Source organism: Paracoccus hibiscisoli, from assembly GCF_005048265.1.
Classification (GTDB): domain Bacteria; phylum Pseudomonadota; class Alphaproteobacteria; order Rhodobacterales; family Rhodobacteraceae; genus Paracoccus; species Paracoccus hibiscisoli.
Map to the genome: position 1 here is coordinate 133,481 of NZ_SUNH01000006.1, position 23,355 is coordinate 156,835.

Consider the following 23,355-nt stretch of genomic DNA (forward strand, 5'->3'; position numbering starts at 1 on the left):
CGCAAATATCCCACGGGGGTGCGGGGGTGTGAAACCCCCGCCTGCGACGCCCGATGATGGAACTGGCCCTGACCCCCTTCACCTATGGCTACATGACGACCGCGATCTGGGTGTCGGCGCTGGTGGGAGGCGTCTGCGCCTTCCTGTCGGCCTATCTGATGCTCAAGGGCTGGAGCCTGATCGGCGACGCGCTGTCCCACTCCATCGTGCCGGGCGTGGCCGGCGCCTATATGCTGGGCCTGCCCTTCGCCCTGGGGGCCTTCCTGTCGGGCGGGTTTGCGGCGCTGACCATGCTGTTCCTGAACACCCGGACGGGGCTGAAACAGGACGCGATCATCGGGCTGATCTTCACCGGCTTCTTCGGTATCGGGCTGTTCATGATCTCGCTGAACCCGGTCGCGGTGGACCTGCAGGCGATCACCATGGGCAACATCCTGGCCATCGCGCCGGGCGACGTGGTCCAGCTGGTGCTGATCTCGGGGGTCACGCTGACGATTTTGCTGATGAAATGGCGCGACCTGATGGTGGTGTTCTTCGACGAAACGCATGCCCGCACCATCGGCCTGCATCCAAACCGGATGAAGGCGCTGTTCTTCACCCTGCTGGCCGCATCGACCGTGGCCGCGATGCAGACGGTGGGTGCGTTCCTGGTCATCGCGCTGGTCGTGACGCCGGGGGCCACCGCCTATCTGCTGACCGACCGGTTTCCGCGGCTGATCATGATTTCCGTGGCCATCGGCACCACGACCTCGGCCATCGGCGCCTATGCCAGCTTCTTTCTGGACGGGGCCACGGGCGGCATCATCGTCACGCTGCAGACGCTGATCTTTCTGGCGGCCTTCGTCTTTGCCCCTACCCACGGCCTGCGCGCCGCGCGCAGACGCGCCCGCGCCGCCGTCGAGGGTCAGGCATGAACGCGCTGATCCTGCCCTTCAGCTATCCCCTCATGGCCGATGCCGCGATGATCGCTGTGATCGTGGCCATCCCGGCGGCGCTGCTGTCCTGCTTTCTGGTCCTCAAGGGATGGGCGCTGATGGGCGACGGGATCAGCCACGCGGTCCTGCCGGGCATCGTGCTGGCCTATGCGATGGGGCTGCCGTTGCTGATCGGGGCGTTCATCGCCGGCATGATCTGCGCCCTGTCCGCGGGCTGGCTGGATGCCAACAGCCGCATCAAGCCGGACACCGCGCTTGGGGTGGTCATGGCCGGGCTGTTCGCGTTCGGCCTGATCCTGTTCACGCTGTTTCCGCCGGGCATCCATCTGGACCATATCCTGTTCGGCAACATCCTGGGCATCGGCCCGGCCGATTTTGCGCAGGCCGCGCCCATTGCACTGGCCGTGTCGGCGATCCTGCTGCTGAAATGGCGCGATTTCGCGCTGCTGGCCTTTGATCCGGTGCAGGCACGCGTATCGGGACTGGCCACCAATTGGCTGCATTACGGGATGCTGGCGATGATCGCCGCATCGGTCGTGGCGATGCTGTCGGCGGTGGGGATCATCCTGGCGGTAGGCCTGCTGATCGCGCCGGGCGCCATCGCCTTCCTGCTGACGCGCAGGCTGGCCGCGATGATGGCGCTGGCCACCGCCACCGCCGTCGTCAGCAGCCTGGCCGGCATCTGGACCAGCTTCTGGTTGAACAGCGCGCCCGCACCGACCATCATCGTGATCCTGACGGCGCTGTTCGTGCTGGCCTTCGGCTGGCGCCAGCTGGCGCCGCGCCCCTGACCGGAGACGCCCATGCTGCCCCCCCGCACCGACTTTCCCAAAGGCTTCGTCTTCGGCGCTGCCACCTCGGCCTATCAGATCGAGGGCACGACCGGCGCGGGGCTGTCCCACTGGGACACGTTCGCCGCGACGCCGGGCACCATCATGGACAATTCGAACGGCAGCCGCGCCTGCGACCACCTGAATCTGTGGCGGCAGGATCTGGACCTGATCCGCGATGCGGGTTTCGGGGCCTACCGCTTTTCGACCTCATGGGCGCGGGTGATGCCGGACGGAGAGACGGTGAATCCCGACGGTCTGGACTTCTATGACCGGCTGGTGGACGGGATGCTGGAACGGGGTCTGGCGCCCTATCTGACCTATCACCACTGGGATCTGCCCGCCGCATTGTCGGCCAAGGGCGGCTGGCAGAACCGTGACGTGGCGCAGCATTTCGCCGATCTGTGCAGCGTGATCAACGCCCGCATCGGCGACCGCGTCGCCAGCGCCGCCACCCTGAACGAGCCGTGGTGCATCGCCTGGCTGTCCCATTTCATCGGTGCCCATGCGCCGGGCCTGCGCGACATCCACGCCGCCAGCCGCGCCATGCATCACGTCCTGCTGGCCCACGGCACTGCGATGCAGGCCCTGCGCGCCGAGGGCGCCTCGAACCTTGGCATCGTCCTGAATTTCGAGACGAGCCACCCCGCCGATGACAGCCCTGCCGCCGCCATGGCCGCCGCGACGCAGGACGCGATCTATAACCAGTGGTTCATCCGCGCGCTGATGGGTCAGGGATACCCCGACGCCGCGCTGGAAGGGATCGGCCCGCACTTGCCAAGGGGCTGGCAGGACGACATGGCCCTGATCGCGCAGCCGCTGGACTGGCTGGGCGTGAACTACTACACGCGGCGCTTTTATACGGGCAATGACGGGCTGTGGCCGCACGTGACCGAGCTGCCCGGCCCGCTGCCCAAGACCCAGATGGACTGGGAGATCCGCCCCGAGGGCCTGACCGAGTTCCTGACCCGGCTGAAGCGCGACCATACCGGCGGCCTGCCGATCTATGTGACCGAGAACGGCATGGCGTCCGAGGTGCCCACGGATGATCAGCAGCGCATCCGCTTCATCGGCGATCACCTGCGCGCGACCAAGGCCGCGATGGATCAGGGCGTGGACGTGCGCGGCTTCTTCTACTGGTCGCTTCTGGACAATTACGAATGGGGCTGGGGATACGGGCCGCGTTTCGGGCTGGTCCATGTCGATTACGACACGATGGAGCGGACCCCCAAGGCCAGCTGGCACGCCTTTCGCGCGATGCTGACCTAGACCGCCAGCATCATCGCCGCCGCCTTATGCGCGATCATCGTGACGGGCGCGTGGGTGTTGCCCGACACGATGGCGGGCATCACCCCGGCATCCGCGATGCGCAGCCCCGACAGCCCGTGGACGCGCAGCTGCGCATCGACCACGGCCATCGGATCGCTGCCCATCCGCGTGGTGCCCACCGGGTGAAAGATCGTGGTGCCGACCTCTCCTGCCGCCTGCGCCAGATCGGCGTCGCTGGTCAGATGAGCGCCGGGCCTGTGCTCCTCGGGCGCGAATTCGGCCATGCGGGCGGTCGCCATCAGGCGGCGCGCGTGGCGCAGGCTGTCGATGGCCACTTGCCGGTCGCCTTCGGTGGACAGGTATCGCGGCGCGATCGACGGCGCGGCGCGCGGATCGGGCGCGGTGATATGCACCGAGCCGGTGCTTTCGGGCCGCAGGTTGCAGACCGACACCGTCAGCCCCGAGAAATCGTCCAGCGGGTCGCCGAACTTGCCCAGGGACAGCGGTTGGACGTGATACTCGATATTCGCGGTCTCGAACGCCTCGGAGGATTTCGCGAAGATCCCCAGCTGGCTGGGCGCCATCGCCATCGGCCCGGTGCGGCGCAGCGCGTATTCCAGCGCGATGCCCGCGCGGCCCCAGATCGTCCGCGCCCGGTCGTTCAGCGTGCGCGCACCGCTGATGCGGAACACCGTGCGCAGCTGCAGGTGGTCCTGCAGGTTCTCGCCCACCCCCGGCAGGGCATGGGCGGGCGCGATGCCCAAGGCCGCCAGACGTTCGGGCTGACCGATGCCCGACAGCTCCAGCAGGGCGGGGGAGTTGATCGCACCGGCGGCCAGAACCACCTCGCCCCGCGCGCGGGCCAGGCGGCGGATGCCGTGCTGTTCGAACAGCACGCCGGTGACGCGGCGGCCGTCCAGCTGCAGGCGCAAAACCTGGGCATCGGTCTCGATCCGCAGGTTGGGGCGGCCCTTCGCGGGGTTCAGGAACGCCTTCCTCGCGTTCCAGCGGATGCCCTTGCGCTGCGTGACCGGGAAATAGCCGACGCCCTCGTTGTCGCCCCGGTTGAAATCCGGGTTCGCGGGCAGGCCCAGCTCCTGCGCGGCCTCGGCCACCGCATCCAGGATCGGCCAGCGCAGCCGCTGCTGTTCCACCCGCAATTCGCCCTGATCGCCGTGGATGTCGCAGGCGGGCTCGTAATGCCGTTCGGTGGCGCGGAAATGCGGCAGCACGTCGGACCAGCCCCAGCCCGCATTGCCCATCTGCCGCCAGCGGTCGTAATCGCCCGCCTGGCCGCGCATGTAGATCATCCCGTTGATCGACGAACAGCCGCCCAGCACCCGGCCCCGCGGATAGTTCAGCCGCCGCCCGTTCAGCCCGGCCTCGGGTTCGGTCTGATAGCACCAGTCCAGGCCGGGGTTGCCCATCGCATAAAGATAGCCCACCGGGATATGCACCCACAGGCGGTTGTCATGGCCCCCCGCCTCCAGCAACAGCACCCGGTTATTCGGGTCGGCCGACAGCCGGTTGGCCAGCACGCAGCCCCCCGACCCCGCCCCCACGATGATATAGTCGTAATCGCCGAAATCCTGCATGCGCTCCTCCGTGCGCGACGCTAGCCAGCCCGCAGGCCAGGGACAAGGCGTCACGGTTGCGGGCGGCGCCCCGGCGGGGTATCTGCGGCAGGCCAAACCCACGGGAAGGACCGACATGATCGTCATCGCAGCCCTCATCATCGGCGCGGCCCTGGGCTGGCGTCGGGCCGTCAAGCTGGGCGGAAACCGCAAGGATCGGGTGCAATACGCCGTGGCCTTCGCGCTGGTCTTTGCCATGATCGGCGTCTTTGCCACGATCTTCGTGCATCGGATGGCCTGATGTTCCTGCCCTTCCTGGACAACCTGCGACGGCACGGGGTTCCGGTGTCGCTGCGGGAATGGCTGGATCTGATGGAGGGGATGGGCGCGGGCCTGGACGGCCTGACGGTCGAGGGGTTTCACGCCCTGGCGCGGATGGTGCTGGTCAAGGACGAACGCCATATCGACCGGTTCGACCGCGCGTTTTCCGAGACGTTCTCGGGGCTGGAACAGGTCGAGGTCGGTGACCTGCTGGACCCCCGCGCCCTGCCCGAGGGCTGGCTAGAGAAGCTGGCCGAAAAGCTGCTGTCCGAGGATGAAAAGGCGCAGGTCCAGGGCTCGGGCAGCCTTGAGGCGCTAATGGACACGCTGCGCAAGCGGCTGGCCGAACAGCAGGGCCGCCATCAGGGCGGCAACAAATGGGTCGGCACGGCGGGTACCTCGCCCTTTGGCGCCTATGGCTACAACCCCGAAGGCGTGCGGATCGGCCAGGATACCAGCCGCCACAGGCGCGCCGTCAAGGTCTGGGACAAGCGCGAGTTCCGCGATTTCGACGACCGGGCCGAGCTGGGCACCCGCAACATCAAGGTCGCGCTGAAACGCCTGCGCCAATGGGCCCGCCACGGCGCGGCGGACGAGCTGGACCTGCCCGGCACCATCCGCGCCACCGCCGATCACGGCTATATCGACGTGCAGACCCGCCCCGAGCGTCGCAACGCGGTCAAGGTGCTGCTGTTTCTGGACGTCGGCGGCAGCATGGACGACCATATCCGCGTCGTGGACGAGCTGTTCAGCGCGGCGCGGGCCGAGTTCAAGCACATGCAGCATTTCTATTTCCACAACTGCCTGTACGAAGGCGTGTGGACCGACAACCGCCGCCGGTGGGATGCGCAGACGCCAACCTGGGACGTGCTGCACCGCTATGGCCGCGACTACAAATGCATCGTGGTGGGGGACGCCTCGATGTCCCCCTACGAGATCGCGGTGCCGGGCGGGGCCAACGAGCACTGGAACCCCGAATCGGGCGAGGTCTGGCTGCGCCGCCTGGCCAGCACCTTTCCCGACCATATCTGGCTGAACCCGGTCCCCGAGGCGCATTGGGGCTATACCCAATCCATCGGCATGGTGGGCGCGGTGTTCGAAAACCGCATGCTGCCGCTGACGCTGGACGGGCTGACGCGGGCCATGCGCCTGTTGGGCTGACGGCGCGGCAAACTGGCTCTGGCACGGGCGGGCGGGTGTGCCCATATTGGGGCCATGACCAAGTTCCTGCCGCTGATCCTGCTGGGCCTCTATCTTGCCGCGATGTGGTTTTTCTCCGCATGGCGCCTGAAACAGGAGCTGAACCAGAAATCGACGCCCCTGCGCCATCCGCGCCTGACCCCCATGCTGGAGCGGTTGGGCCGCGCGATGGACCTGCCCCCGATCCGCGCCCATATCTATGAGGTCGAGCCGATCAACGGCCTGGCCGCCCCCGACGGGCGCATCTTCCTGACGCGCGGCTTCATCCGCAAGCTGGATGCCTGCGAGGTCACCCCCGAAGAACTGGCCAGCGTCATCGCGCATGAGCTGGGCCACGTCTCCCTAGGCCATTCCCGCAGGCGGATGGTCGATTTCGCGGGCCAGAACGCGATCCGCATGGCGCTGGCCGGGGTGCTGTCGCGCTTTATCCCCGGGTTCGGCGCGATGATCGCCAATGCGATCGCCACCGCCGTCGCCGCCCGCCTGTCCCGCCAGGACGAGTTCGAGGCCGACCGCTTTGCCAGCGCGCTGATGATCAAGGCGGGCTTGGGCACCGGCCCGCAGAAATCGCTGTTCCACAAGCTGGACGCCCTGTCGGGCCGCATGGGCGCGGGCGCGCCCGCCTGGTTCCTGTCGCACCCCCCCACCCCGCGCCGCATCGAGGCCATCGAGGCGCATGAGGCCCGCTGGCGCGACTGACGCCCGCAAGCCCTTGCCGGGGCGGCATTTCCGCCTATTCTGGCGGCGGACAGCCAAGGGCCCCCATGACCCCTCCATTCCGCCGCCACGTCCTCTATCTGCCGGGATTCGACCCGATCCCGCCGCGCCGCTATCGCGAGCTGTATCGCCGCGAGGCCGCCGATCAGGCCCGCATCTCGGGCCACCGCCTGCGCATCACCAAGGCCGAGGCCCAGGGCTTTGCCTGGGCCGTCCACGGCCGCGTCGAGGGTCACGACACCCGCACCGTGATCGAGGTCGCGCTGTGGTCCGACATCGTGCAGGCCTCCATGCGGCAGGGCATCATCGGCACCTTTGGCCAGCTGGTCCGCACCGCCTGGACCTATATCGCGACGGGCGCACTGTCGCGGCTGATGCGGCTCAGGCGCGGGCCGGTGATCGCGGCGCTCTATCCCATCGCAGTGCTGCTGGCGCAGCTGATGCTGGCGCTGTTGGCCGGAGCGCTGGCGGGCTGGGCGGTCGCGGCATTGGGCGGGGGGTGGCTGGGCCTGCCCGTGGCGCTGGCGGCGATCTGGGGCGTGTTGGTCCTGGGGCGGCGGCTGGACGGGCGGCTGTTCGCCTATTACCTGATGCATGATTACGCCTTCACCGCGCAGCATCGCGGCGCCTATCCCGCCGCGCTGGAGGATCGTCTGACCGCCTTCCGCGCCCGCCTGCAGGCCATCCTGGACGACGGCCCCGACGAGGTTCTGGTCGTCGGTCATTCCTCAGGTGCCTATCTGGCGGTGTCGCTCTTGGCCGATCACCTGCGCGCGGGCGGGGCCGATCCGCGCCTGTCGCTGCTGACCCTGGGCCATGTCGTACCGATGGCGTCTTTCCTGCCCGATGCGGGGCGGCTGCGTGATGATCTGGCCTTTCTGGGCTGCGCGGACCTGTTCTGGCTGGACGTGACCGCGCCGGGCGATGCCTGCTGCTTCGCGCTCTGCGATCCGGTCGCGGTCAGCGGTGCGGGGGATCCTGACCAACGCTGGCCGCTGGTGATTTCGGCCGCCTATACCCACACCCTGTCGCCGGAACGCCAGGCCGCGCTGAAGAACCGCTGGTTCCGGCTGCATTTCCAGTATCTCTGCGCCTTCGACCGGCCCGGCGATTACGACTATTTCGCCATCACCGCAGGCCCACAGACGCTGGCGCAGCGGTTCGCGGGGCGCAAGCCCTCGCCCGGGCGCATCACCCGCCCCGTGGGCGCAAGGTGACGCCGCGCCCGCAAGGCAGCCAAGGCCGCGGCACGCTGTGGGGCCTGATCCGGGGGTTCCGCCGTGACCTGCTGGGGGCGTTGCCCGAACGCCTCTATCGCGCCTGGATGGCCGAATTCCGCAACCCGCTGATCCACAGCTTCTTCTGCAACGATCCCGCCCTGCTGCGCCTGATCCTGCAGGACCGCCCGCAGGATTTCCCAAAATCCAACCGCATGCGCGAGGGGCTGGCGCCTCTGTTGGGCAACGGAGTGTTCATCTCGAATGGTGCGGACTGGGCGCAGCAGCGGCGCATCATCGACCCGGCCTTCGAAGGCGGGCGCGTCCGCGCCAGCTATCCGGCGATCCTGGATGCGGCCCGCGCGGCCGGCCTGCGCCTGCAGGCCGGCGTGCAGGACATCGAGCCGCAGGCCGCCCACGCCGCCGCCGACGTGATCTTTCGCACACTGTTCTCGCTGCCCATCGAACACCGCATCGCCACCGATGTGTTCGAGGCGTTCCGCGACCATCAGGCGGCGCAACCGCTGGTCAATCTGGCGGCGCTGCTGCCCCTGCCCGCCTGGATGCCCCGCCCCCATTCGCGCCGCACCCGCCAGACCGCCGGGCGCATCCGCGGCCTGATCCGCGACCTGGTGGCCGACCGCCAGACGGCCATCGCGGCGGGCAGCGCCCCCGACGATCTGGCGACCAAGATCATGACCACCCCCGACCCCCGGACAGGCCGGTGCTTTACCCAGGCCGAGATGGTCGATCAGGTCGCGGTCCTGTTCCTGGCGGGGCATGAGACCAGCGCCTCGGTCTTGGGCTGGGCGCTGTGGCTGCTGGCCGCGCATCCCGACTGGCAGGACCGCGTGGCCGCCGAATCCGCGACCCTGACGGACGATTTCGCCAGCGTCAGTGGGCTGCGCACGACCCGCGCCGTGTTCCGCGAGGCGCTGCGCCTTTACCCGGCGGTCGCGATGTTCGTGCGCGAGGCGACCCGCCCCGAGACGTTCCGCGACCGATCCGTGCCGCGAGGCGCGCAACTGGTGGTGTCGCCCTGGCACCTGCACCGCCACCAGCGAATGTGGGAAAGGCCCGATGATTTCGACCCCGCCCGGTGGGACACACCTGAAGGCAAGGCCAGCGCCCGCGTGGCCTATCTGCCGTTTTCCGCAGGCCCCCGCGCCTGCCCCGGCGCAGGCCTGGCGATGGCCGAGGGGGTGGTGATGCTGGCCGCGATCACCGCCCGCTGGCGGTTGCAGGTCACCGACCGCCAGCCCATGCCCATCGCCCGCCTGACGATCCGCGCCCGCGACGGGATCTGGGTCAGCCTGACGCCGCGTTAGCGGAACAGGACCCCCTTCGCGTCAGCGAAAAAGCACCAGAGACCCGGGCGACCAGGCCAGGCGGGTCCGCGTGCCGACCTCCTGCACGTCGCGGCCAAAGACGTTGCGCATCGAGATGCGGACCGTGCGCGCGCGGCCATCGCTGCGCGCAACCCCGTCCAGGCGCAAGTCGTAATAGGTCATGTCGCCGTAATAGACGACCTCGTCGATGGTGGCCTCGGTCTCGCGCGGTTGGGTGTGGGTCGCACCCGCGCCCACCAAAGTCATCGTCTCGGGGCGAAAGCCGATCATCGGGCCTGCGTCATCGGCATTGGCGCGGCTGATCTGACGTTCGGGCAGCTCGACCCGGCCCAAGCCCGCGACCTCGACCGTGACGGTGCCGGCGTCCTCGCCGATGATCTCGGCGGGCAGGAAGTTCATCACGCCGATGAAATCCGCGACGCGGCGCGTGGCCGGGCGGGCATAGAGCGCCTCGGGGCCGTCCAGCTGGGCGATCTCGCCCTCGAACATGACGGCGATGCGGTCGGACATGACCAGCGCCTCCTCCTGGTCATGGGTGACCAGAACGAAGGTGATGCCGACCTGGCGCTGCAGCTTGATCAGCTCGACCTGCATCTGCTCGCGCATCTTGCGGTCCAGCGCGGACAGGGGTTCGTCCAGCAGCAGCACCTTGGGCTTGAGGATCAGCGCGCGGGCCAGCGCCACACGCTGCCGCTGGCCGCCCGACAGGGCATGAGCCGACCGTGCGCCGTATCCCTTGAGGCCGACCATCGCCAGCGCCTCCTCGACCGCCGCGGCCTTCTCCGCCTTGGAGCGCGGGTCGCGGCGCAGGCCAAAGGCCACGTTCTCGGCGACCGTCAGATGCGGAAAGATCGCATAGGACTGGAACACCATGTTCGTGGGGCGCTTGTTCGCCGGCACCTCGTCCATGCGCTTCTGGTCGATCAGGATCACCCCGTCGGACAGATCCTCGAACCCCGCGATGGTGCGCAAGAGCGTGGTCTTGCCGCAGCCGGACGGGCCCAGCAGCGAAAAGAACTCTCCGGCGCGGATGGTCAGGTCGATGCCGCGCAGCGCGTGATAGTCGCCGTAATACTTGTGGACGCCCTGACACTGGATCATCGGTTTGTCGCTCACATCAACCCTCCGGTGGGCTTGCCGCCGATGCGGGCATTGCCCCGGCGGCGGAAATATTCGCCAAGCGCCAGAAGGGCGATCGACAGGATCACCAGCACCGTCCCAAGCGCCATGATGACGGGGATCGCGCGCGGAAAGCGCAGCTGGCTGAAGATATAGGTGGGCAGCGTCGGCTCATTCCCCGCCAGGAAGAAGGCGATGATGAACTCGTCCAGGCTGATGGTGAAGCTGATCAGCAGCGCGCTGATGATGCCAGGCATCACCAGCGGCAGCGTGACCAGCCGGAAGGCACCCCATTTCGTCTCGCCCAGGTCATAGGCGGCCTCCTCCAGGCTGCGGTCAAGGCTGGAGAAGGCGGTGGACAGCACCGCGATGGCATAGGGCATGCAGATCAGCGTGTGCCCCACGATGACGGTCAGCAGCGACAGCTGCACCCCCATGCCCAGCAGCACCACCAGAAGCGACATGGCGACGATGATTTCGGGCAGGACCATGGGCAGCATGATGAAGCCCATCATCCCCCCCTTGCCCGGAAACACGAAGCGGGTCGAGGCCCGCGCCGCGAACACCCCAAAGCAGGTCGCCAGGATCGAGGCCGACACCGCGATGGTCAGCGAATTGGTCAGTGCGCGGCGCAGCGTGGCGTTGCCCCACATCTGCGCGAACCAATCGGTCGTGACCCCCTGCAGCGGAAAGGCGATGATCGTGCCGGAATTGAACGCAAAGATCGGCAGCAGGATGATCGGCGCATACAGAAACAGCAGATAGAAGATCGCATAGGCCTGAAGGCCCCGGCCGGACCGGTTCATTGCCGCACCCTCAGGAATCGTCGGTTGAGGAACAGGAAGATCAGGCTGACCACCGCGACGATGGCCATGGTCGTGACCGCCAGCGCCGATCCCAGGGGCCGGTTGTCCAGCGCCAGCATCTGCACCTGAATCATGTTGGCGATCATCGGGATGCGGCCGCCGCCGATGACCTCAGGCGTCACATAGTCGCCGATGGTCGGGATGAACACGATCAGCGTCGCGGCGATGACCCCCGGCATGGCCAAGGGCAGCGTCACCCGCCAGAAGGTGGTCAGGCGGTTCTCGCCCAGGTCGCGCCCGGCCTCCAACAGGGATCGGTCGATCTTTTCCAGCGCGACGAAGATCGGCAAAATCGCGAAGGGCGCATAGGCATGGGCCAGCGTGATCACGATGGAATTGACGTTGTACAGAATGAAGGTCAGCGGCTCGTCGATGATCCCCAGGCCCGTCAGCGTCGAATTGACCACGCCGTTATAGCCCAGGATCACCTTCCACAGGAACACCCGGATCAGGTAGCTGGTCCAGAAGGGGATGGTGATCAGGAACAGCCACAGCGCCTTCCTCTCGGGGCGGACGCAAAAGCTGATGTAATAGGCGACCGGAAAGGCCGTCACCACCGTGGCCAGCGTAACGATGGCCGCCACGATCAGCGACCGCATCATCACCGTCCGCACGATCGGATCGGTAAAGACCTCGGCATAGTTCGCAAGCGTGGGTTCGCGGATGATCTCCAGATAGCCGTCGGTCAGAAAGCTGTAGGCCAGGATGGTCAGCAGCGGCACCGCCAGGATGACCAGCGCGTAAAGGAACGGCGGCGCGATCAGCGACAGGCCGGCACGTGCCTCGGCGTCGAACTTGGCCTTTGCCATCGCGGTCCTTCCCTGCCCCGGCGCCCGGTTGCGGGCTTTTCCCATACCTTCCATAGCTGCCCGGCAAGGAAAAGAGATTTTTCGCGGGGCTCAGCGCCACCAATGCCCGGTCAGCGCCAGCCGCGCCAGCGAGGCGCGCCGCTGGAACGGCGTGATGGCGGGCGTCGCCGCAAAGGGGTCGCAGCGCCCGGCCATGATCTCGGACAGCAGGCGCGGCACGCGGGGGCCGGGATACAGCGCCGCCGCCGCCCGGCGCGGCAGCTTGCGATGCATGCGTGCGGCCATGCGCAACCCGTCGCGGGCCTGCGTGGCCAGCGCCACCGCATCCTCGGGGCGGGCCGGCTCCAGCCCCAGGCGCACTGCCTGCAATTGCGGCAGCGCACGCAGCCAGGCGGCCAGACCCGCGCCGCGCGCCTGATGGGCCACGATCTCGCGCGTGCTCTCGGGGGCACCGCAGCGGCGGGCCGCCGTCCACATCAGCGCCCCCGCCGTCGCATCGACATAGGTCAGGACAGCATCGGGGTCGCCAAAGGGCTGTCGCTCGCAATCGCGTCGGCGCGCCTCGGCCAGGGCTGCCAGCGCGCCCGCCTCGGACCCCCAGGCCTCCCACAGGGGCGTCAGCACGTCATGCAGCGGGGGCGCCGTGCCGCGCCCCATCTCGTCCAGGCGGTCGACCCACCATTGCAGCCGCATCTCGGCCAGCATGGGCTCGGCCGACTGAAAGGGGGCCCGCGCGATCTCCAGGTTCAGCGCATAGAGCGTGACCAGCGCAGGCCGATCCCGCGCCTCGGCCACCAGCACGGCGCCGAAACGGTCCGGGTCGTGCTGGCGCAGGCTCTCGGTGCAGGCGGCAATGGTCATAGGTCCAATTTATCCAGCATTGCCTCATCAAAGTCTGCCGGCAAGGTGAAGCTGTAGTTGCCGCCCGGAGCGTCCTGCACCTGAATGCCGACGCCCTCCAAGGCCTTGCGGATACGGTCGGCAGACGCAAAGTCCTTCACCCGTTTCGCCTCTTGCCGGTCCAACAGAAGTGCTGCGACTCGGTCACGCGCGGGATGATCACCGACTGTTGAAACGCCTATGCGAGCTACGCTGGCGATTTCGTCCCAATCGGGAACAAAGCCCAACAGATCCAACGACGCGGCAAACGGTGCCAATTGGACAGCAGTTCCGTTGAGATCAAACTCGTGCAGGGCCGCAAGGGCACCAGAGGCATTCAGGTCGTTTGCAAGCGCATCGACTACCGCGTCCAGCGGCTTCCATACGCCCCCCCGCTTAAGGATTTCGACCATACGCCGCGTGTATCCCGCCTGCACCAATGCGAAGAACCATCTCTCGATATGCCGTTCGGCCTCGCGCGTCTTGGCCTCGGTCCAGTCCATGGGCTTTCGGTAATGCGTGGACAGCATCACGAAACGGATCACCTCTCCGGGCACGCCCTGATCCAGCAGGTCGCGAACGGTGAAGAAATTGCCAAGGGATTTGGACATCTTCTTGCCCTCGACCTGCAGCATCTCGTTATGCAGCCAGACATTGGCGAAACCCGCGCCCGGATGGGCGCAGCAGCTCTGCGCGATCTCATTCTCGTGGTGGGGGAACTGCAGGTCGATGCCGCCGCCATGGATGTCGAAATGCGTCCCCAGAAGCGCCGCCGACATGGCCGAGCATTCGATATGCCAGCCCGGACGCCCGCGGCCCCAGGGGCTGTCCCACCCCGGCAGGTCGTCGCTGGACGGCTTCCACAGCACGAAATCCATCGGGTCGCGCTTGAAGGGCGCCACCTCGACCCGCGCCCCCGCGATCATGTCGTCGACCGACCGGCCCGACAGAGTGCCGTAATCCGGGAATGAGCGCACGTCGAAAAGCACATGGCCCTCGGCCTCATAGGCGTGGCCCTTGGCGATCAGGTCGGCGGTCATCGCGATCATCTGCCCGACATAGGCGGTGGCCCGCGGCTCATGGTCGGGGCGCATCGCGCCCAACGCATCCATGTCGGCGTGATACCAGGCGATCGTCTCATCCGTACGCTCGGTGATCAGCGCCTCCAGCGACAGGGGCGATCCGGCCGCGCGGCGACGCTGCGCCTCGGCGTTGATCTTGTCATCCACGTCGGTGAAGTTGCGCACATAGGTCACCGCCCGGTCGCCATAGACATGCCGCAACAGCCGCACCAGCAGGTCGAACACCAGCACGGGACGGGCATTGCCCAGATGCGCACGGTCATAGACGGTCGGTCCGCACAGATACAGGCGCACATTGGCCGGGTCGATGGGGAGGAAATCCTCCTTGGTCCGGGTGCGGGTATTGGTCAGCCTGATCTGGGTCATGGGGGCCTCGCTGCGGGGGTCGCAAGGGTCTAGCCCATCGCGCCCCAGCTTTCCACCCACGCAATCTGACGCGGCAGCGATTGCGACGCCAGATCATAGCCCGACAGGATCGTGGCGCGCGCCGCCGCACGAATCGCGGGGGCCTGCGGGTCGCCCTCCAGCCCGCGGATCAGCGCTGCCGCCAGCGCGCCCGTGTCAAAGAACGGCACCAGCCGCCCGTTCACCCCATCGGTGATCAGCTCGCGCACCGGTTCGGTGTCGGAACCGACGACATAGGCCCCCGCCGCCATCGCCTCGGTCAGCGACCAGGACAGAACGAAGGGATAGGTCAGATAGCAATGTACCCGCGCGACCTGCATCAGCGACAGGTAGTCTCCATAGGGCACGCGACCCAGGAAATGCACACGCGACAGGTCCAGCTGGCCGCCGACCTCGGCCAGCAGCTTGTCCTTCCAGCTGTTCGCGTCGCGGGGCTTGGCGCCATAGCTGGTGCCCTCGGCCCCCACCATCACCACCTGCGCCTGTGGACGCGCCGCCAGCACCGCGGGCAGCGCGCGCATCAGGATGTGGAACCCGCGATAGGGCTCCAGCGATCGCGACACGAAGGACAGCACCTCATCCCCCGCCCGCAAGGTCGGCCCATCGGGCAGCGCCAGCCGGGCTGTCGGGTCCGGGGCCACGCGGGCGGTGTCGATGCCGTCATGGATGACAGTGATCTTGCCGCGCAGCTCGGGCGGAAAGCTGTCCGCCTGATAGCGGGTCGGCGCGATGGCCCCGTCGGCCTGCACCATCGCCTGGATCAGATGCGCCGACCGGGCCACGGTCATGAAGCGCGCCTCGTCCCGGTCGGGGCTGATCTCGGGGTCGAAGCCCACGTCATGGCCGCGCGTGCGATACATCAGCTCGGCATAGATCAGCAGGGTGGCGTCGGGCCAGATCTCCTTGAGGAACAGCGTCTCGCCCCAGCCCGGATGACCGATGATGATGTCGGGGTGAAACCCGTGCCGGTCGCGCAGCGCACGCGCGCCGCGTGCCGTCAGCAGCCCGCGTTCGGCGTGGTCGGCATAGGTCCGCCCCAGGGCGCTGTCGGTCTGCACCGGTTCGGGCGCCTTGTAGCGCAGGGTGCGGATCGGGCTGGGGCGCTGGTTCTTCTCATCGGTCAGGGCCAGCACCTGATGCCCCCGCGCGACCAGCGCCGGGGCCAGATGGGGAAACTGGCCCGGAAAGTTCTGGTGAACGAACAGGATCTTCATTCGTGGATCGGAAACGCCGCCCGCAGCAGGGCGCGGGTGTAATCCTGCTCTGGTGCGTCAAAGATCTGGGCCACGCTGCCCTGTTCGACCACCAGACCCGCGCGCATGACCATGATGTGATGCGCCATCGCGCGCACCACGCGCAGATCGTGGCTGATGAACAGATAGGCCAGCCCGTATTTCCGCTGCAGATTGCGCAGCAGATCGACGATCTGGACCTGCACGGTCATGTCCAATGCGCTGGTCGGCTCGTCCAGCACGACGACCTTGGGGCGCAGGATCATCGCGCGGGCGATGGCGATGCGCTGGCGCTGCCCGCCGCTGAATTCATGCGGATAGCGGTGCATCAGGTCGGGGTTCAGCCCGACCTCGGCCATGATCTCGGTCACCATCTGGCGGCGGTCGCGGCCCGGCTCGACCCCGTGGACGCCCAGACCCTCGGTGATGATCTGCTCGACCGTCATGCGGGGCGACAGGCTGCCATAGGGGTCCTGGAACACGATCTGCATGTCGCGGCGCAGACGGCGCAGCTGGCCGCCGCCCCAGCCTTGGATGTCCTGCCCCAGATAGAGGATCGGCCCCCGGCTTTCGATCAGGCGCATGATCGCCAGGGCCAGCGTGGTCTTGCCCGACCCCGATTCGCCCACCACGCCCAGGGTTTCCCCCGCCCGCAGGGTCAGGGTCGCGCCATCGACCGCCTTGACGTGCCCGGTGATGCGGCGCAGCAGGCCGCGCTTGACCGGGAACCAGACCTTGAGGTCGCGGGTCTCGACCATGACGGGCGCGTCGGGGGCCACCGGTTCGGCCTGCCCCTGCGGTTCGGCCGCCAACAGCTTTTGCGTATAGGGGTGCCGGGGGTTCGCAAAGATGTCCTGGGTGCGGCCCTGTTCGACGATCTCTCCGTCCTTCATCACGCAGACGCGGTCGGCGATGCGGCGCACGATGCCCAGATCATGGCTGATGAACAGCATCGACAGCCCCTCCGCCGCCTTGAGTTCCGCCAGCAGGTCCAGGATCTGCGCCTGGATGGTCACGTCCAGCGCGGTCGTCGGCTCATCCGCGATCAGCAACTCGGGGCCGTTGGCCAGCGCCATGGCGATCATCACGCGCTGACGCTGGCCGCCCGACAGCTGGTGCGGGTAATCGGCCAGACGGCTCTCGGGGTCGCGGATGCCCACGCGGGTCAGCAGCTCGATGATGCGCGCCCGCGCGCGGGCCCCCGACAGGCCCTGATGCAGCGCCAGGCTTTCCGACAGCTGCTTTTCCAGCGTGTGCAGCGGGTTGAGCGAGGTCATCGGCTCCTGAAAGATGAAGCTGATGTCATTGCCCCGGATCGCGCGCAGGTCGCGGTCCGAGGCGCCGACCATCTCGCGCCCCGCATATTTGACCGACCCCTCCAGCACCGCCGACCCGGCCAGCAGCTGCACCGTGGACAGCGCCGTGACCGATTTTCCCGACCCGGATTCTCCGACGATGGCGACCGTCTCGCCCCGATTGATGTGGAAACTGACGCCGCGGACCGCCGGAATCACCGCCCCTTCGGAGCGGAAGCCGATGCGCAGGTCGGTGACGGCCAGCACCGCGCCGCTGGCGGGGGCGGGCGTGGCATGGGCCTCGGGCGCGCCGGGCATCGCGCCGCCATGGCTCTCGGCGACGGCGGCCTGCGCTCCGGCGGCGGGGCGGATGGGCGTCACGGTCCCCGTGTCGGCTGGCATCGGCCGGTCTGTCATCGAAACGTCTTTCGCGGGTCAAAGGCATCGCGGATGCCCTCGAAGATGAACACCAGAAGCGACAGCATGATCGCGAAGGTGAAGAACGAGGTGAAGGCCAGCCACGGCGCCTGCAGGTTCTGTTTCGCCTGCAGCGCCATCTCCCCAAGCGAGGCCGATCCGGCGGGCAGGCCGTATCCCAGATAATCCAGCGCGGCCAACCCGCTGATCGTGCCGGTCACGACAAAGGGCAGCATGGTCAGCGTGGCGACCATCGCGTTGGGCAGGATGTGACGGAACATGATCTTGCGGTCGCTGACCCCCAGGGCACGGGCGGCGCGGACATACTCAAAATTGCGCGCGCGCAGGAATTCGGCCCGGACCACGCCGACCAGCGCCGGCCAGCCGAACAGGATCGTGACAAAGACCAGCAGCCAGAAGCTGCGCCCCAGAATCGCGAACAGGATGATGATGACGTAAAGCCCCGGCGTCGAGGCCCAGATCTCCAGCACGCGCTGGAACACCAGATCGGTCCGCCCGCCGAAATAGCCCTGGATCGCCCCCGCCGCGATGCCGATGGTCGAGGCGATCACCGTCACGATCAGCGTGAACAGGATCGAGGTGCGGAACCCGTAGATCACCCGCGCCAGCACGTCGCGCGCAGTATCATCCGTGCCCAGCAGGTGGTTGCCGTCGGGCGCGCTTGGCGCGGTGCCCACATTGTTGATGGTGCGATAGTGATAGGGGATCGGCGGCCAGATCATCCAGCCCTGCTCGGCCCGGGGGACATCGCTGACGCCGGTCTGCACGGCCTCGATCAGCCCCTCGGGGTCGTCCCAGCAGGCCTCGCGGCCACCGCTGATGATCAGGCACTGGACGGCCTCGTCGCGATAGATCGCCTCGGTCCCGAAATCGCCGCCGAACGCGGTCTCGGGGTAAAAATTATAGGCCGGCCAGTACAGATCGCCCTGATAGCGCACGACGATGGGTTTGTCGTTGGCCACGATCTCGGCGAACATCGCGGTCACGAACAGCACCGAAAAGATCACCAGCGACCAGAAGGCCCGGCCGTTGCGGCGGAAGTTGCGCAGCCGGCGGCGGTTCAGTTCCGACATGGCCATCAGCCGGCCCTCTTTTCGAAATCGATGCGCGGATCGACAAAGACATACATCAGATCGGACAGAATCCCGACCACCAGGCTCATCAGCCCGAACACGTAAAGCGTGCCGAAGATCACCGGATAATCGCGCTGGACCGCCGCCTCAAAGCCCAGGCGCCCCAGCCCGTCCAGCGAAAAGATCGTCTCGATCAGGATCGACGACCCAAAGAACACGCCCAGAAACATCGCCGGAAAGCCCGCGATCACGATCAGCATGGCGTTGCGGAACACATGGCCATACAGCACGCGGCGTTCGGTCAGGCCCTTGGCGCGGGCGGTGATGACGTATTGCTTGTTGATCTCGTCCAGAAAGCTGTTCTTGGTCAGCAGCGTCAGCGTGGCGAAACTGCTGATCGTCGCGGCCATGACCGGCAGGAAGGCGTGCCAAGCATAGTCCTTGACCTTGCCCCACAGGGACAGGTCCGCGAAATTGTCCGATGTCAGGCCGCGCAGCGGAAAGATCTGCCAATAGCTGCCGCCCGCGAACAGCACCATCAGCAGCACCGCGAACAGGAAGGCCGGGATCGCATAGGCCATGATGATCACGCCCGAGGTCCAGGTGTCGAAGCGCGATCCGTCGCGTACCGCCTTGCGAATGCCCAGCGGGATCGAGATGACATAGGCGATCAGCGTGGACCACAGCCCCAGCGTGATCGACACCGGCATCTTCTCCAGCACCAGGTCCATGACGCTGATCGAGCGGAACCACGAGGTGCCGAAATCGAACCGCAGATAGTTCCAAAGCATCGACAGAAAGCGCTCCACCGGGGGTTTGTCAAAGCCGAACTCACGCTCCAACTGGGCGATGAATTCGGGCGGCAGCCCCCGCGCGCCCTCATAGCCGGTTTGCGCCTGCTGTCCTGTCTCGGCTCCGCCGCCGGATATGTTGCGGAACACATCGCCGTCGCCCTGCATCTGGGCCGCGATCTGTTCGATGGGGCCGCCGGGCACGAATTGCGTCAGCGTGAAATTGACCACCATGATGCCGAGCAATGTCGGGATGATCAGCAGCAATCGCCGCAGGATATAGGCACCCATCAGCCCCTGCCCTTCCCCTGGTGTCCGCCCCTTGCCGGGGCCGTCTGGTTATCCGGCCTTGTGGGCCTTTCGCTGTCGGAAATCAAGCCGCGCCCTCAGCGCCGCAGCGCGCCCGCCGCGCGCAGCGCCTCGGCCTTGGCCGCGTCGTACCACCAGAAATCCATCTCGCCCAAGGCATAGGGCGGCAGTTCGTCAGGCCGGTCGTAAACGTCGAAATAGGCCACAAGGTGATCGGGGTTGTACCATTGCGGCACCCAGAAATGCAGCGCCCGCAGCGCCCGGTCCAGGGCGTGGACGGCGGGCAGCAGATCCTCGCGGGTCTCGGCGGCGGCGGCATGGGTGATCAGCCGGTCGATCGCGGGATTGGCCAGCCCCATGACGTTGAACACGTCCTCCACCGCGTTCGAGCCGAAATACTGCTGCAGGCCGGTGCCGGGGATCTCGGGCTGGCCCAGATGATCGCCGATCATGTCGAAATCGAAGCTGCGCTTGCGATTCTCGTATTCGGCATTGTCGACGCGGCTGTTGAACGCGTCGATGCCCAGGGCGCGCAGGTTTTCGACGAAGGGGTTGATCACCCGGTCAAAGGTCTGGCTGTCGTTCAGGATCTCCAGCCGCAGGACCTGACCGGCCGCATTGCGGCGCAGCCCGTCGCTGCCCGTCACCCAGCCCGCCTCCTCCAGCAGGGCCGCGGCGCGGCGCAGGTTGCCCCGGTCCATCTGCCGCTCGCCCGAGACGGGGGCGGTGACGGCCTCCTCGGTCAGAATACCCTCGGGCAGGTCCCCCGCGACGGGCTCCAGCAGGGCCAGTTCGGCGCCCTCGGGAACGCCCTCGGCCTTCAGTTCGCTGTTGTCCCAGAAGCTTTCGACCCGATTGTAGAGGCCGTAGAACTGCGTCTGGTTCGTCCATTCGAAATTGAACATCAGCCCAATCGCCTCGCGCACGCGGATGTCCTGCCAGATCGGGCGGCGCAGGTTCAGAACCCAGGCCTGCCCCGAGGCGACGGTGCCGTCCGGCAGGGCTTCCTTGACGACATGGCCCGCGTTCAGCGCCGGAAAGTCATAGCCGATCGCCCAGGACCGGCTGCTGACCTCGCGGCGGAACAGGTAGAGCCCGGCCTTGAACGCCTCGAAGGCCGCGTCGTAGTCCGAGAAATATTCGATGCGGATCGTGTCGAAATTGAAGCGCCCGCGATTGATCGGCAGGTCGGCGCCCCAATAATCGGGATTGCGGCGATAGGCGACAAAGCGGTTCGTGTCCGCCCGGTCAAAGACATAAGGCCCAGACCCCAGAAAGGCCGTCTGCGACGTCTGCTCCAAACTGCGGTCGTTCGCCTCGAAATCGGCGCGGCTGAAGACAGGCAGTCCGCCGACCAGCTGGATCACCTCGCGGCGCGGAATGCCTTCGGCGAAATCAAAGCGGATGCGGTGATCGTCCAGGACTTCGGTTCCGGTGACCTGCTGGCCCAGCACCATGCGGAAACTGGACAGGCCCTGGTCGCGCAACGTCTCATAGCTGAACAGCACGTCGTCAGCGGTCAGGGGGCTGCCGTCGCTGAACCGGGCCTCGGGTCGGAGGTTGAAGATCACCCAATCACGGCTTTCAGGATACTCGATCGTCTCGCAGAGCAGGCAATAGGCCGCGCCCATCTCGTCCGCCGTGCCGGTCAGGATCGTCTCGAGCGGCATCGAGGCCAGGGCCGCCGCCCGCCCGCGAAAGGTGAAGGGGTTAAAGTTGTCAAAGCCCGTGGAGTTGGGGATGGCCTGCGACATCTCTCCGCCCTTGGGGGCGTCGGGGTTCACATAAGGCAGATGCTGAAAGTCGGCGGGCAGACGCAGGGCGTCAAAGACCGACACGCCATGCGCAGTGATCACCGCCTCCTGCGCCGGGTCCCCTTGCGATGCCTCCTGGGCCTGGGCCGGGCCGGTCAGCCACAGCGCCGTCAGCGCGGTCAGCAGGATATTCGGGACAGTCTGGCGCATCGTTCACTCCCCTGGATCGGAGGGAAGGCTAGGCCAGCACCCCACCGCCCATCAAGCCGCGATTTCGTGAACATGGGGCGGCGGCAATGCACGCCATGTCGCAGGGCCTCGGACAGCAAAAACCCCGGCATCGGCCGGGGTTCTGATGGTTCGCGACGGGCGTGCCGGATCAGGGGTTCGCTTCGAGGAAGGCGATCAGGCTGGCGCGGGCCTGGTTGTCGCGGATGCCCGCGAAGCTCATGGCGGTGCCGGGCATGTAGCCGCGCGGGTTCTCGATGAATTCGAACAGGTTCTCGGGGGTCCAGACGCCGGGCATGTCCTGCGCGGCCGAGGAATAGTTGAACCCGGCGATGGACGCCTTGTCGCGGTCCACGACGCCGTTCAGGTGCGGACCCACGCCGTCATTGCCGTTCAGCTGGTGGCAGGACCGGCACTTGGCCCATTCCCGCTCGCCCTGGGCCAGGTCGGCCGAGGCCATCAGCGCCTCAAAGTCCACGACCTCCTCGCCGGCGCCGGCGTCGGATGCGGCGGTCTCGGGGACCGGGATGGTGTATGCCTGCGCGATCTCGTCGTCGCCGTGACCGCCCCCATGGCCGACATGGAACAGCGCGCTTGCCGCCCAGTTGGCCAGCATGAGGAACAGCAGCGCGCCGATGAAGGCTCCGGCTGCCTTGGTCAGGGTCATGGTATTGAACATCGCGTGCGGTCCCCGCCTTGGTAAGCTCGTCAAGTCGAGCGGTATGTATCCGCTTTCGCTTTCAAGGATCAAGGTATAGTTACCCCCGCACGCTCAAATTTAGGACAGCGGGGGCTCTGTCATGACCACGAATCGCATCGCCTTCCAGGGAGAGCCGGGCGCCTACAGCCACGAGGCCTGCCGCAGCGCCCGCCCCGACATGACCCCCCTGCCCTGCCGAACCTTCGAGGATGTGGTCGAGGCCGTGCGCAGCAATGCGGCCGATCTGGCCATGCTGCCGGTCGAGAATTCGACCTATGGCCGCGTGGCCGATATCCATCACCTGCTGCCCGAATCCGGCCTGCGGATCATCGACGAGGCTTTCGTGCGCGTCCATATCAGCCTGCTGGCCGTGCCCGGCACCACCCTGGATCAGGTCCGCGAGGCGATGAGCCACACCGTCCTGCTGGGCCAGTGCCGCGGCTTTCTGCGCCGCCATGACATCCGCGCGCTGACCGGCGCCGACACCGCAGGATCGGCCAAGGAGGTCGCTGCGCGCGGCAATCCGTCGCTGGCCGCCCTGGCCGCCCCCCTGGCCGGCGAGATCTATGGCCTGGACCGCCTGGCCGACCGCATCGAGGACCGCCAGAACAACACCACCCGGTTCCTGATCATGTCGCGCGAGGCCGATGACCGCCGCCGGTCGGACCGGATGCTGACCAGCTTTGTCTTTCGGGTGCGCAACATTCCGGCGGCGCTCTACAAGGCGATGGGGGGGTTTGCGACCAATGGTGTGAACATGACCAAGCTGGAAAGCTACATGGTCGACGGGGTCTTCACCGCCACCCAGTTCTATGCCGATATCGAAGGCCACCCGGAGGACGCCAACGTCGCCCGCGCCTTGGAAGAGCTGCGCTATTACACCTCGATGCTGGACATCCTGGGCGTCTATCCCGCCGATCCGCTGCGCGAGGCGCAGCGTCAGGCCACGACACCCCAATAACC

Annotated in this window: 21 protein-coding genes; 9 read left to right on the plus strand and 12 right to left on the minus strand. The window is 67.1% G+C overall.

Going from position 1 to position 23,355, the window contains the following annotated elements:
* Positions 1-53: 53 nt before the first annotated feature.
* The 3 genes from FA740_RS04740 to FA740_RS04750 are packed head-to-tail and all read left to right on the plus strand — an operon-like array spanning position 54 to position 3,034.
* Positions 54-914, plus strand: a complete 861-nt coding sequence (locus FA740_RS04740; RefSeq protein ID WP_169306217.1) for a metal ABC transporter permease — start codon at positions 54-56, stop codon at positions 912-914.
* Positions 911-1,726, plus strand: coding sequence for a metal ABC transporter permease (locus FA740_RS04745; RefSeq protein WP_136855627.1), 816 nt, complete (start codon positions 911-913; stop codon positions 1,724-1,726). Before FA740_RS04740 ends, FA740_RS04745 begins: the two co-directional genes overlap by 4 nt.
* A 12-nt stretch (positions 1,727-1,738) precedes the next feature.
* A complete protein-coding gene (locus tag FA740_RS04750) occupies positions 1,739-3,034 on the plus strand; it encodes a GH1 family beta-glucosidase (RefSeq protein ID WP_136855628.1) in 1,296 nt (431 codons plus the stop codon).
* Here FA740_RS04750 and FA740_RS04755 read toward each other — a convergent pair.
* A complete protein-coding gene (locus tag FA740_RS04755; protein ID WP_136855629.1) occupies positions 3,031-4,629 on the minus strand; it encodes a GMC family oxidoreductase in 1,599 nt (532 codons plus the stop codon). The genes FA740_RS04750 and FA740_RS04755 overlap by 4 nt on opposite strands.
* Positions 4,630-4,744: 115 nt before the next feature.
* Here FA740_RS04755 and FA740_RS19605 point away from each other — a divergent pair, with 115 nt between their 5' ends.
* From FA740_RS19605 to FA740_RS04775, 5 genes are all read left to right on the plus strand, one after another.
* Positions 4,745-4,909 (plus strand): hypothetical protein, encoded by a 165-nt coding sequence (locus FA740_RS19605; protein WP_169306218.1) that lies wholly within the window; start codon positions 4,745-4,747, stop codon positions 4,907-4,909.
* A complete protein-coding gene (locus FA740_RS04760) occupies positions 4,909-6,090 on the plus strand; it encodes a vWA domain-containing protein (RefSeq protein WP_136855630.1) in 1,182 nt (393 codons plus the stop codon). Before FA740_RS19605 ends, FA740_RS04760 begins: the two co-directional genes overlap by 1 nt.
* A gap of 54 nt (positions 6,091-6,144) precedes the next feature.
* The gene (locus FA740_RS04765; protein WP_136855631.1) at positions 6,145-6,828 is read left to right on the plus strand and encodes a M48 family metallopeptidase; all 684 of its coding nucleotides are present in this window, start codon (positions 6,145-6,147) and stop codon (positions 6,826-6,828) included.
* Positions 6,829-6,893: 65 nt separating this feature from the next.
* Positions 6,894-8,063, plus strand: a complete 1,170-nt coding sequence (locus FA740_RS04770) for an alpha/beta hydrolase family protein (RefSeq protein WP_136855632.1) — start codon at positions 6,894-6,896, stop codon at positions 8,061-8,063.
* Positions 8,060-9,391, plus strand: coding sequence for a cytochrome P450 (locus FA740_RS04775; protein ID WP_246053468.1), 1,332 nt, complete (start codon positions 8,060-8,062; stop codon positions 9,389-9,391). The genes FA740_RS04770 and FA740_RS04775 overlap by 4 nt, the downstream gene beginning before the upstream one ends.
* Before the next feature lie 21 nt (positions 9,392-9,412).
* Here FA740_RS04775 and FA740_RS04780 read toward each other — a convergent pair whose 3' ends face one another.
* From FA740_RS04780 to FA740_RS04830, 11 genes are all read right to left on the minus strand, one after another.
* On the minus strand, positions 9,413-10,513 hold the full coding sequence (locus tag FA740_RS04780; RefSeq protein WP_136855705.1) for an ABC transporter ATP-binding protein: 1,101 nt from the start codon (positions 10,511-10,513) through the stop codon (positions 9,413-9,415).
* A gap of 11 nt (positions 10,514-10,524) precedes the next feature.
* A complete protein-coding gene (locus FA740_RS04785) occupies positions 10,525-11,337 on the minus strand; it encodes an ABC transporter permease (RefSeq protein ID WP_136855633.1) in 813 nt (270 codons plus the stop codon).
* Complete coding sequence (locus tag FA740_RS04790; protein WP_136855634.1) at positions 11,334-12,206, minus strand: ABC transporter permease; 873 nt, start codon at positions 12,204-12,206, stop codon at positions 11,334-11,336. Before FA740_RS04790 ends, FA740_RS04785 begins: the two co-directional genes overlap by 4 nt.
* Positions 12,207-12,296: 90 nt before the next feature.
* On the minus strand, positions 12,297-13,067 hold the full coding sequence (locus tag FA740_RS04795) for a squalene/phytoene synthase family protein (RefSeq protein WP_136855635.1): 771 nt from the start codon (positions 13,065-13,067) through the stop codon (positions 12,297-12,299).
* Complete coding sequence (gene cysS, locus FA740_RS04800; RefSeq protein WP_136855636.1) at positions 13,064-14,533, minus strand: cysteine--tRNA ligase; 1,470 nt, start codon at positions 14,531-14,533, stop codon at positions 13,064-13,066. Before cysS ends, FA740_RS04795 begins: the two co-directional genes overlap by 4 nt.
* 29 nt (positions 14,534-14,562) lie before the next feature.
* On the minus strand, positions 14,563-15,786 hold the full coding sequence (locus FA740_RS04805; protein WP_136855637.1) for a glycosyltransferase: 1,224 nt from the start codon (positions 15,784-15,786) through the stop codon (positions 14,563-14,565).
* Positions 15,783-17,417, minus strand: coding sequence for an ABC transporter ATP-binding protein (locus FA740_RS04810; protein ID WP_136855706.1), 1,635 nt, complete (start codon positions 17,415-17,417; stop codon positions 15,783-15,785). The genes FA740_RS04805 and FA740_RS04810 overlap by 4 nt, the downstream gene beginning before the upstream one ends.
* Positions 17,418-17,512: 95 nt before the next feature.
* Positions 17,513-18,616, minus strand: coding sequence for an ABC transporter permease (locus FA740_RS04815; protein ID WP_136855638.1), 1,104 nt, complete (start codon positions 18,614-18,616; stop codon positions 17,513-17,515).
* The gene (locus tag FA740_RS04820) at positions 18,616-19,692 is read right to left on the minus strand and encodes a microcin C ABC transporter permease YejB (protein ID WP_136855639.1); all 1,077 of its coding nucleotides are present in this window, start codon (positions 19,690-19,692) and stop codon (positions 18,616-18,618) included. Before FA740_RS04820 ends, FA740_RS04815 begins: the two co-directional genes overlap by 1 nt.
* A gap of 95 nt (positions 19,693-19,787) precedes the next feature.
* The gene (locus FA740_RS04825; protein WP_136855640.1) at positions 19,788-21,674 is read right to left on the minus strand and encodes an extracellular solute-binding protein; all 1,887 of its coding nucleotides are present in this window, start codon (positions 21,672-21,674) and stop codon (positions 19,788-19,790) included.
* Positions 21,675-21,843: 169 nt separating this feature from the next.
* Complete coding sequence (locus FA740_RS04830) at positions 21,844-22,359, minus strand: c-type cytochrome (protein ID WP_338118609.1); 516 nt, start codon at positions 22,357-22,359, stop codon at positions 21,844-21,846.
* 133 nt (positions 22,360-22,492) lie between these two features.
* Between FA740_RS04830 and FA740_RS04835 the strand changes: the two genes are divergently transcribed.
* A complete protein-coding gene (locus tag FA740_RS04835; protein WP_136855642.1) occupies positions 22,493-23,353 on the plus strand; it encodes a prephenate dehydratase in 861 nt (286 codons plus the stop codon).
* Positions 23,354-23,355: the final 2 nt, after the last annotated feature.

Coding starts and splice junctions, on each gene's coding strand:
- FA740_RS04740 (WP_169306217.1), top strand. CDS start 54: ATGATGGAACTGGCCCTGACCCCCTTCACCTATGGCTACATGACGACC.
- FA740_RS04745 (WP_136855627.1), top strand. CDS start 911: ATGAACGCGCTGATCCTGCCCTTCAGCTATCCCCTCATGGCCGATGCC.
- FA740_RS04750 (WP_136855628.1), top strand. CDS start 1,739: ATGCTGCCCCCCCGCACCGACTTTCCCAAAGGCTTCGTCTTCGGCGCT.
- FA740_RS04755 (WP_136855629.1), bottom strand. CDS start 4,629: ATGCAGGATTTCGGCGATTACGACTATATCATCGTGGGGGCGGGGTCG.
- FA740_RS19605 (WP_169306218.1), top strand. CDS start 4,745: ATGATCGTCATCGCAGCCCTCATCATCGGCGCGGCCCTGGGCTGGCGT.
- FA740_RS04760 (WP_136855630.1), top strand. CDS start 4,909: ATGTTCCTGCCCTTCCTGGACAACCTGCGACGGCACGGGGTTCCGGTG.
- FA740_RS04765 (WP_136855631.1), top strand. CDS start 6,145: ATGACCAAGTTCCTGCCGCTGATCCTGCTGGGCCTCTATCTTGCCGCG.
- FA740_RS04770 (WP_136855632.1), top strand. CDS start 6,894: ATGACCCCTCCATTCCGCCGCCACGTCCTCTATCTGCCGGGATTCGAC.
- FA740_RS04780 (WP_136855705.1), bottom strand. CDS start 10,513: ATGATCCAGTGTCAGGGCGTCCACAAGTATTACGGCGACTATCACGCG.
- FA740_RS04785 (WP_136855633.1), bottom strand. CDS start 11,337: ATGAACCGGTCCGGCCGGGGCCTTCAGGCCTATGCGATCTTCTATCTG.
- FA740_RS04790 (WP_136855634.1), bottom strand. CDS start 12,206: ATGGCAAAGGCCAAGTTCGACGCCGAGGCACGTGCCGGCCTGTCGCTG.
- FA740_RS04795 (WP_136855635.1), bottom strand. CDS start 13,067: ATGACCATTGCCGCCTGCACCGAGAGCCTGCGCCAGCACGACCCGGAC.
- cysS (WP_136855636.1), bottom strand. CDS start 14,533: ATGACCCAGATCAGGCTGACCAATACCCGCACCCGGACCAAGGAGGAT.
- FA740_RS04805 (WP_136855637.1), bottom strand. CDS start 15,786: ATGAAGATCCTGTTCGTTCACCAGAACTTTCCGGGCCAGTTTCCCCAT.
- FA740_RS04810 (WP_136855706.1), bottom strand. CDS start 17,417: ATGCCCGGCGCGCCCGAGGCCCATGCCACGCCCGCCCCCGCCAGCGGC.
- FA740_RS04815 (WP_136855638.1), bottom strand. CDS start 18,616: ATGGCCATGTCGGAACTGAACCGCCGCCGGCTGCGCAACTTCCGCCGC.
- FA740_RS04820 (WP_136855639.1), bottom strand. CDS start 19,692: ATGGGTGCCTATATCCTGCGGCGATTGCTGCTGATCATCCCGACATTG.
- FA740_RS04825 (WP_136855640.1), bottom strand. CDS start 21,674: ATGCGCCAGACTGTCCCGAATATCCTGCTGACCGCGCTGACGGCGCTG.
- FA740_RS04830 (WP_338118609.1), bottom strand. CDS start 22,359: ATGACCCTGACCAAGGCAGCCGGAGCCTTCATCGGCGCGCTGCTGTTC.
- FA740_RS04835 (WP_136855642.1), top strand. CDS start 22,493: ATGACCACGAATCGCATCGCCTTCCAGGGAGAGCCGGGCGCCTACAGC.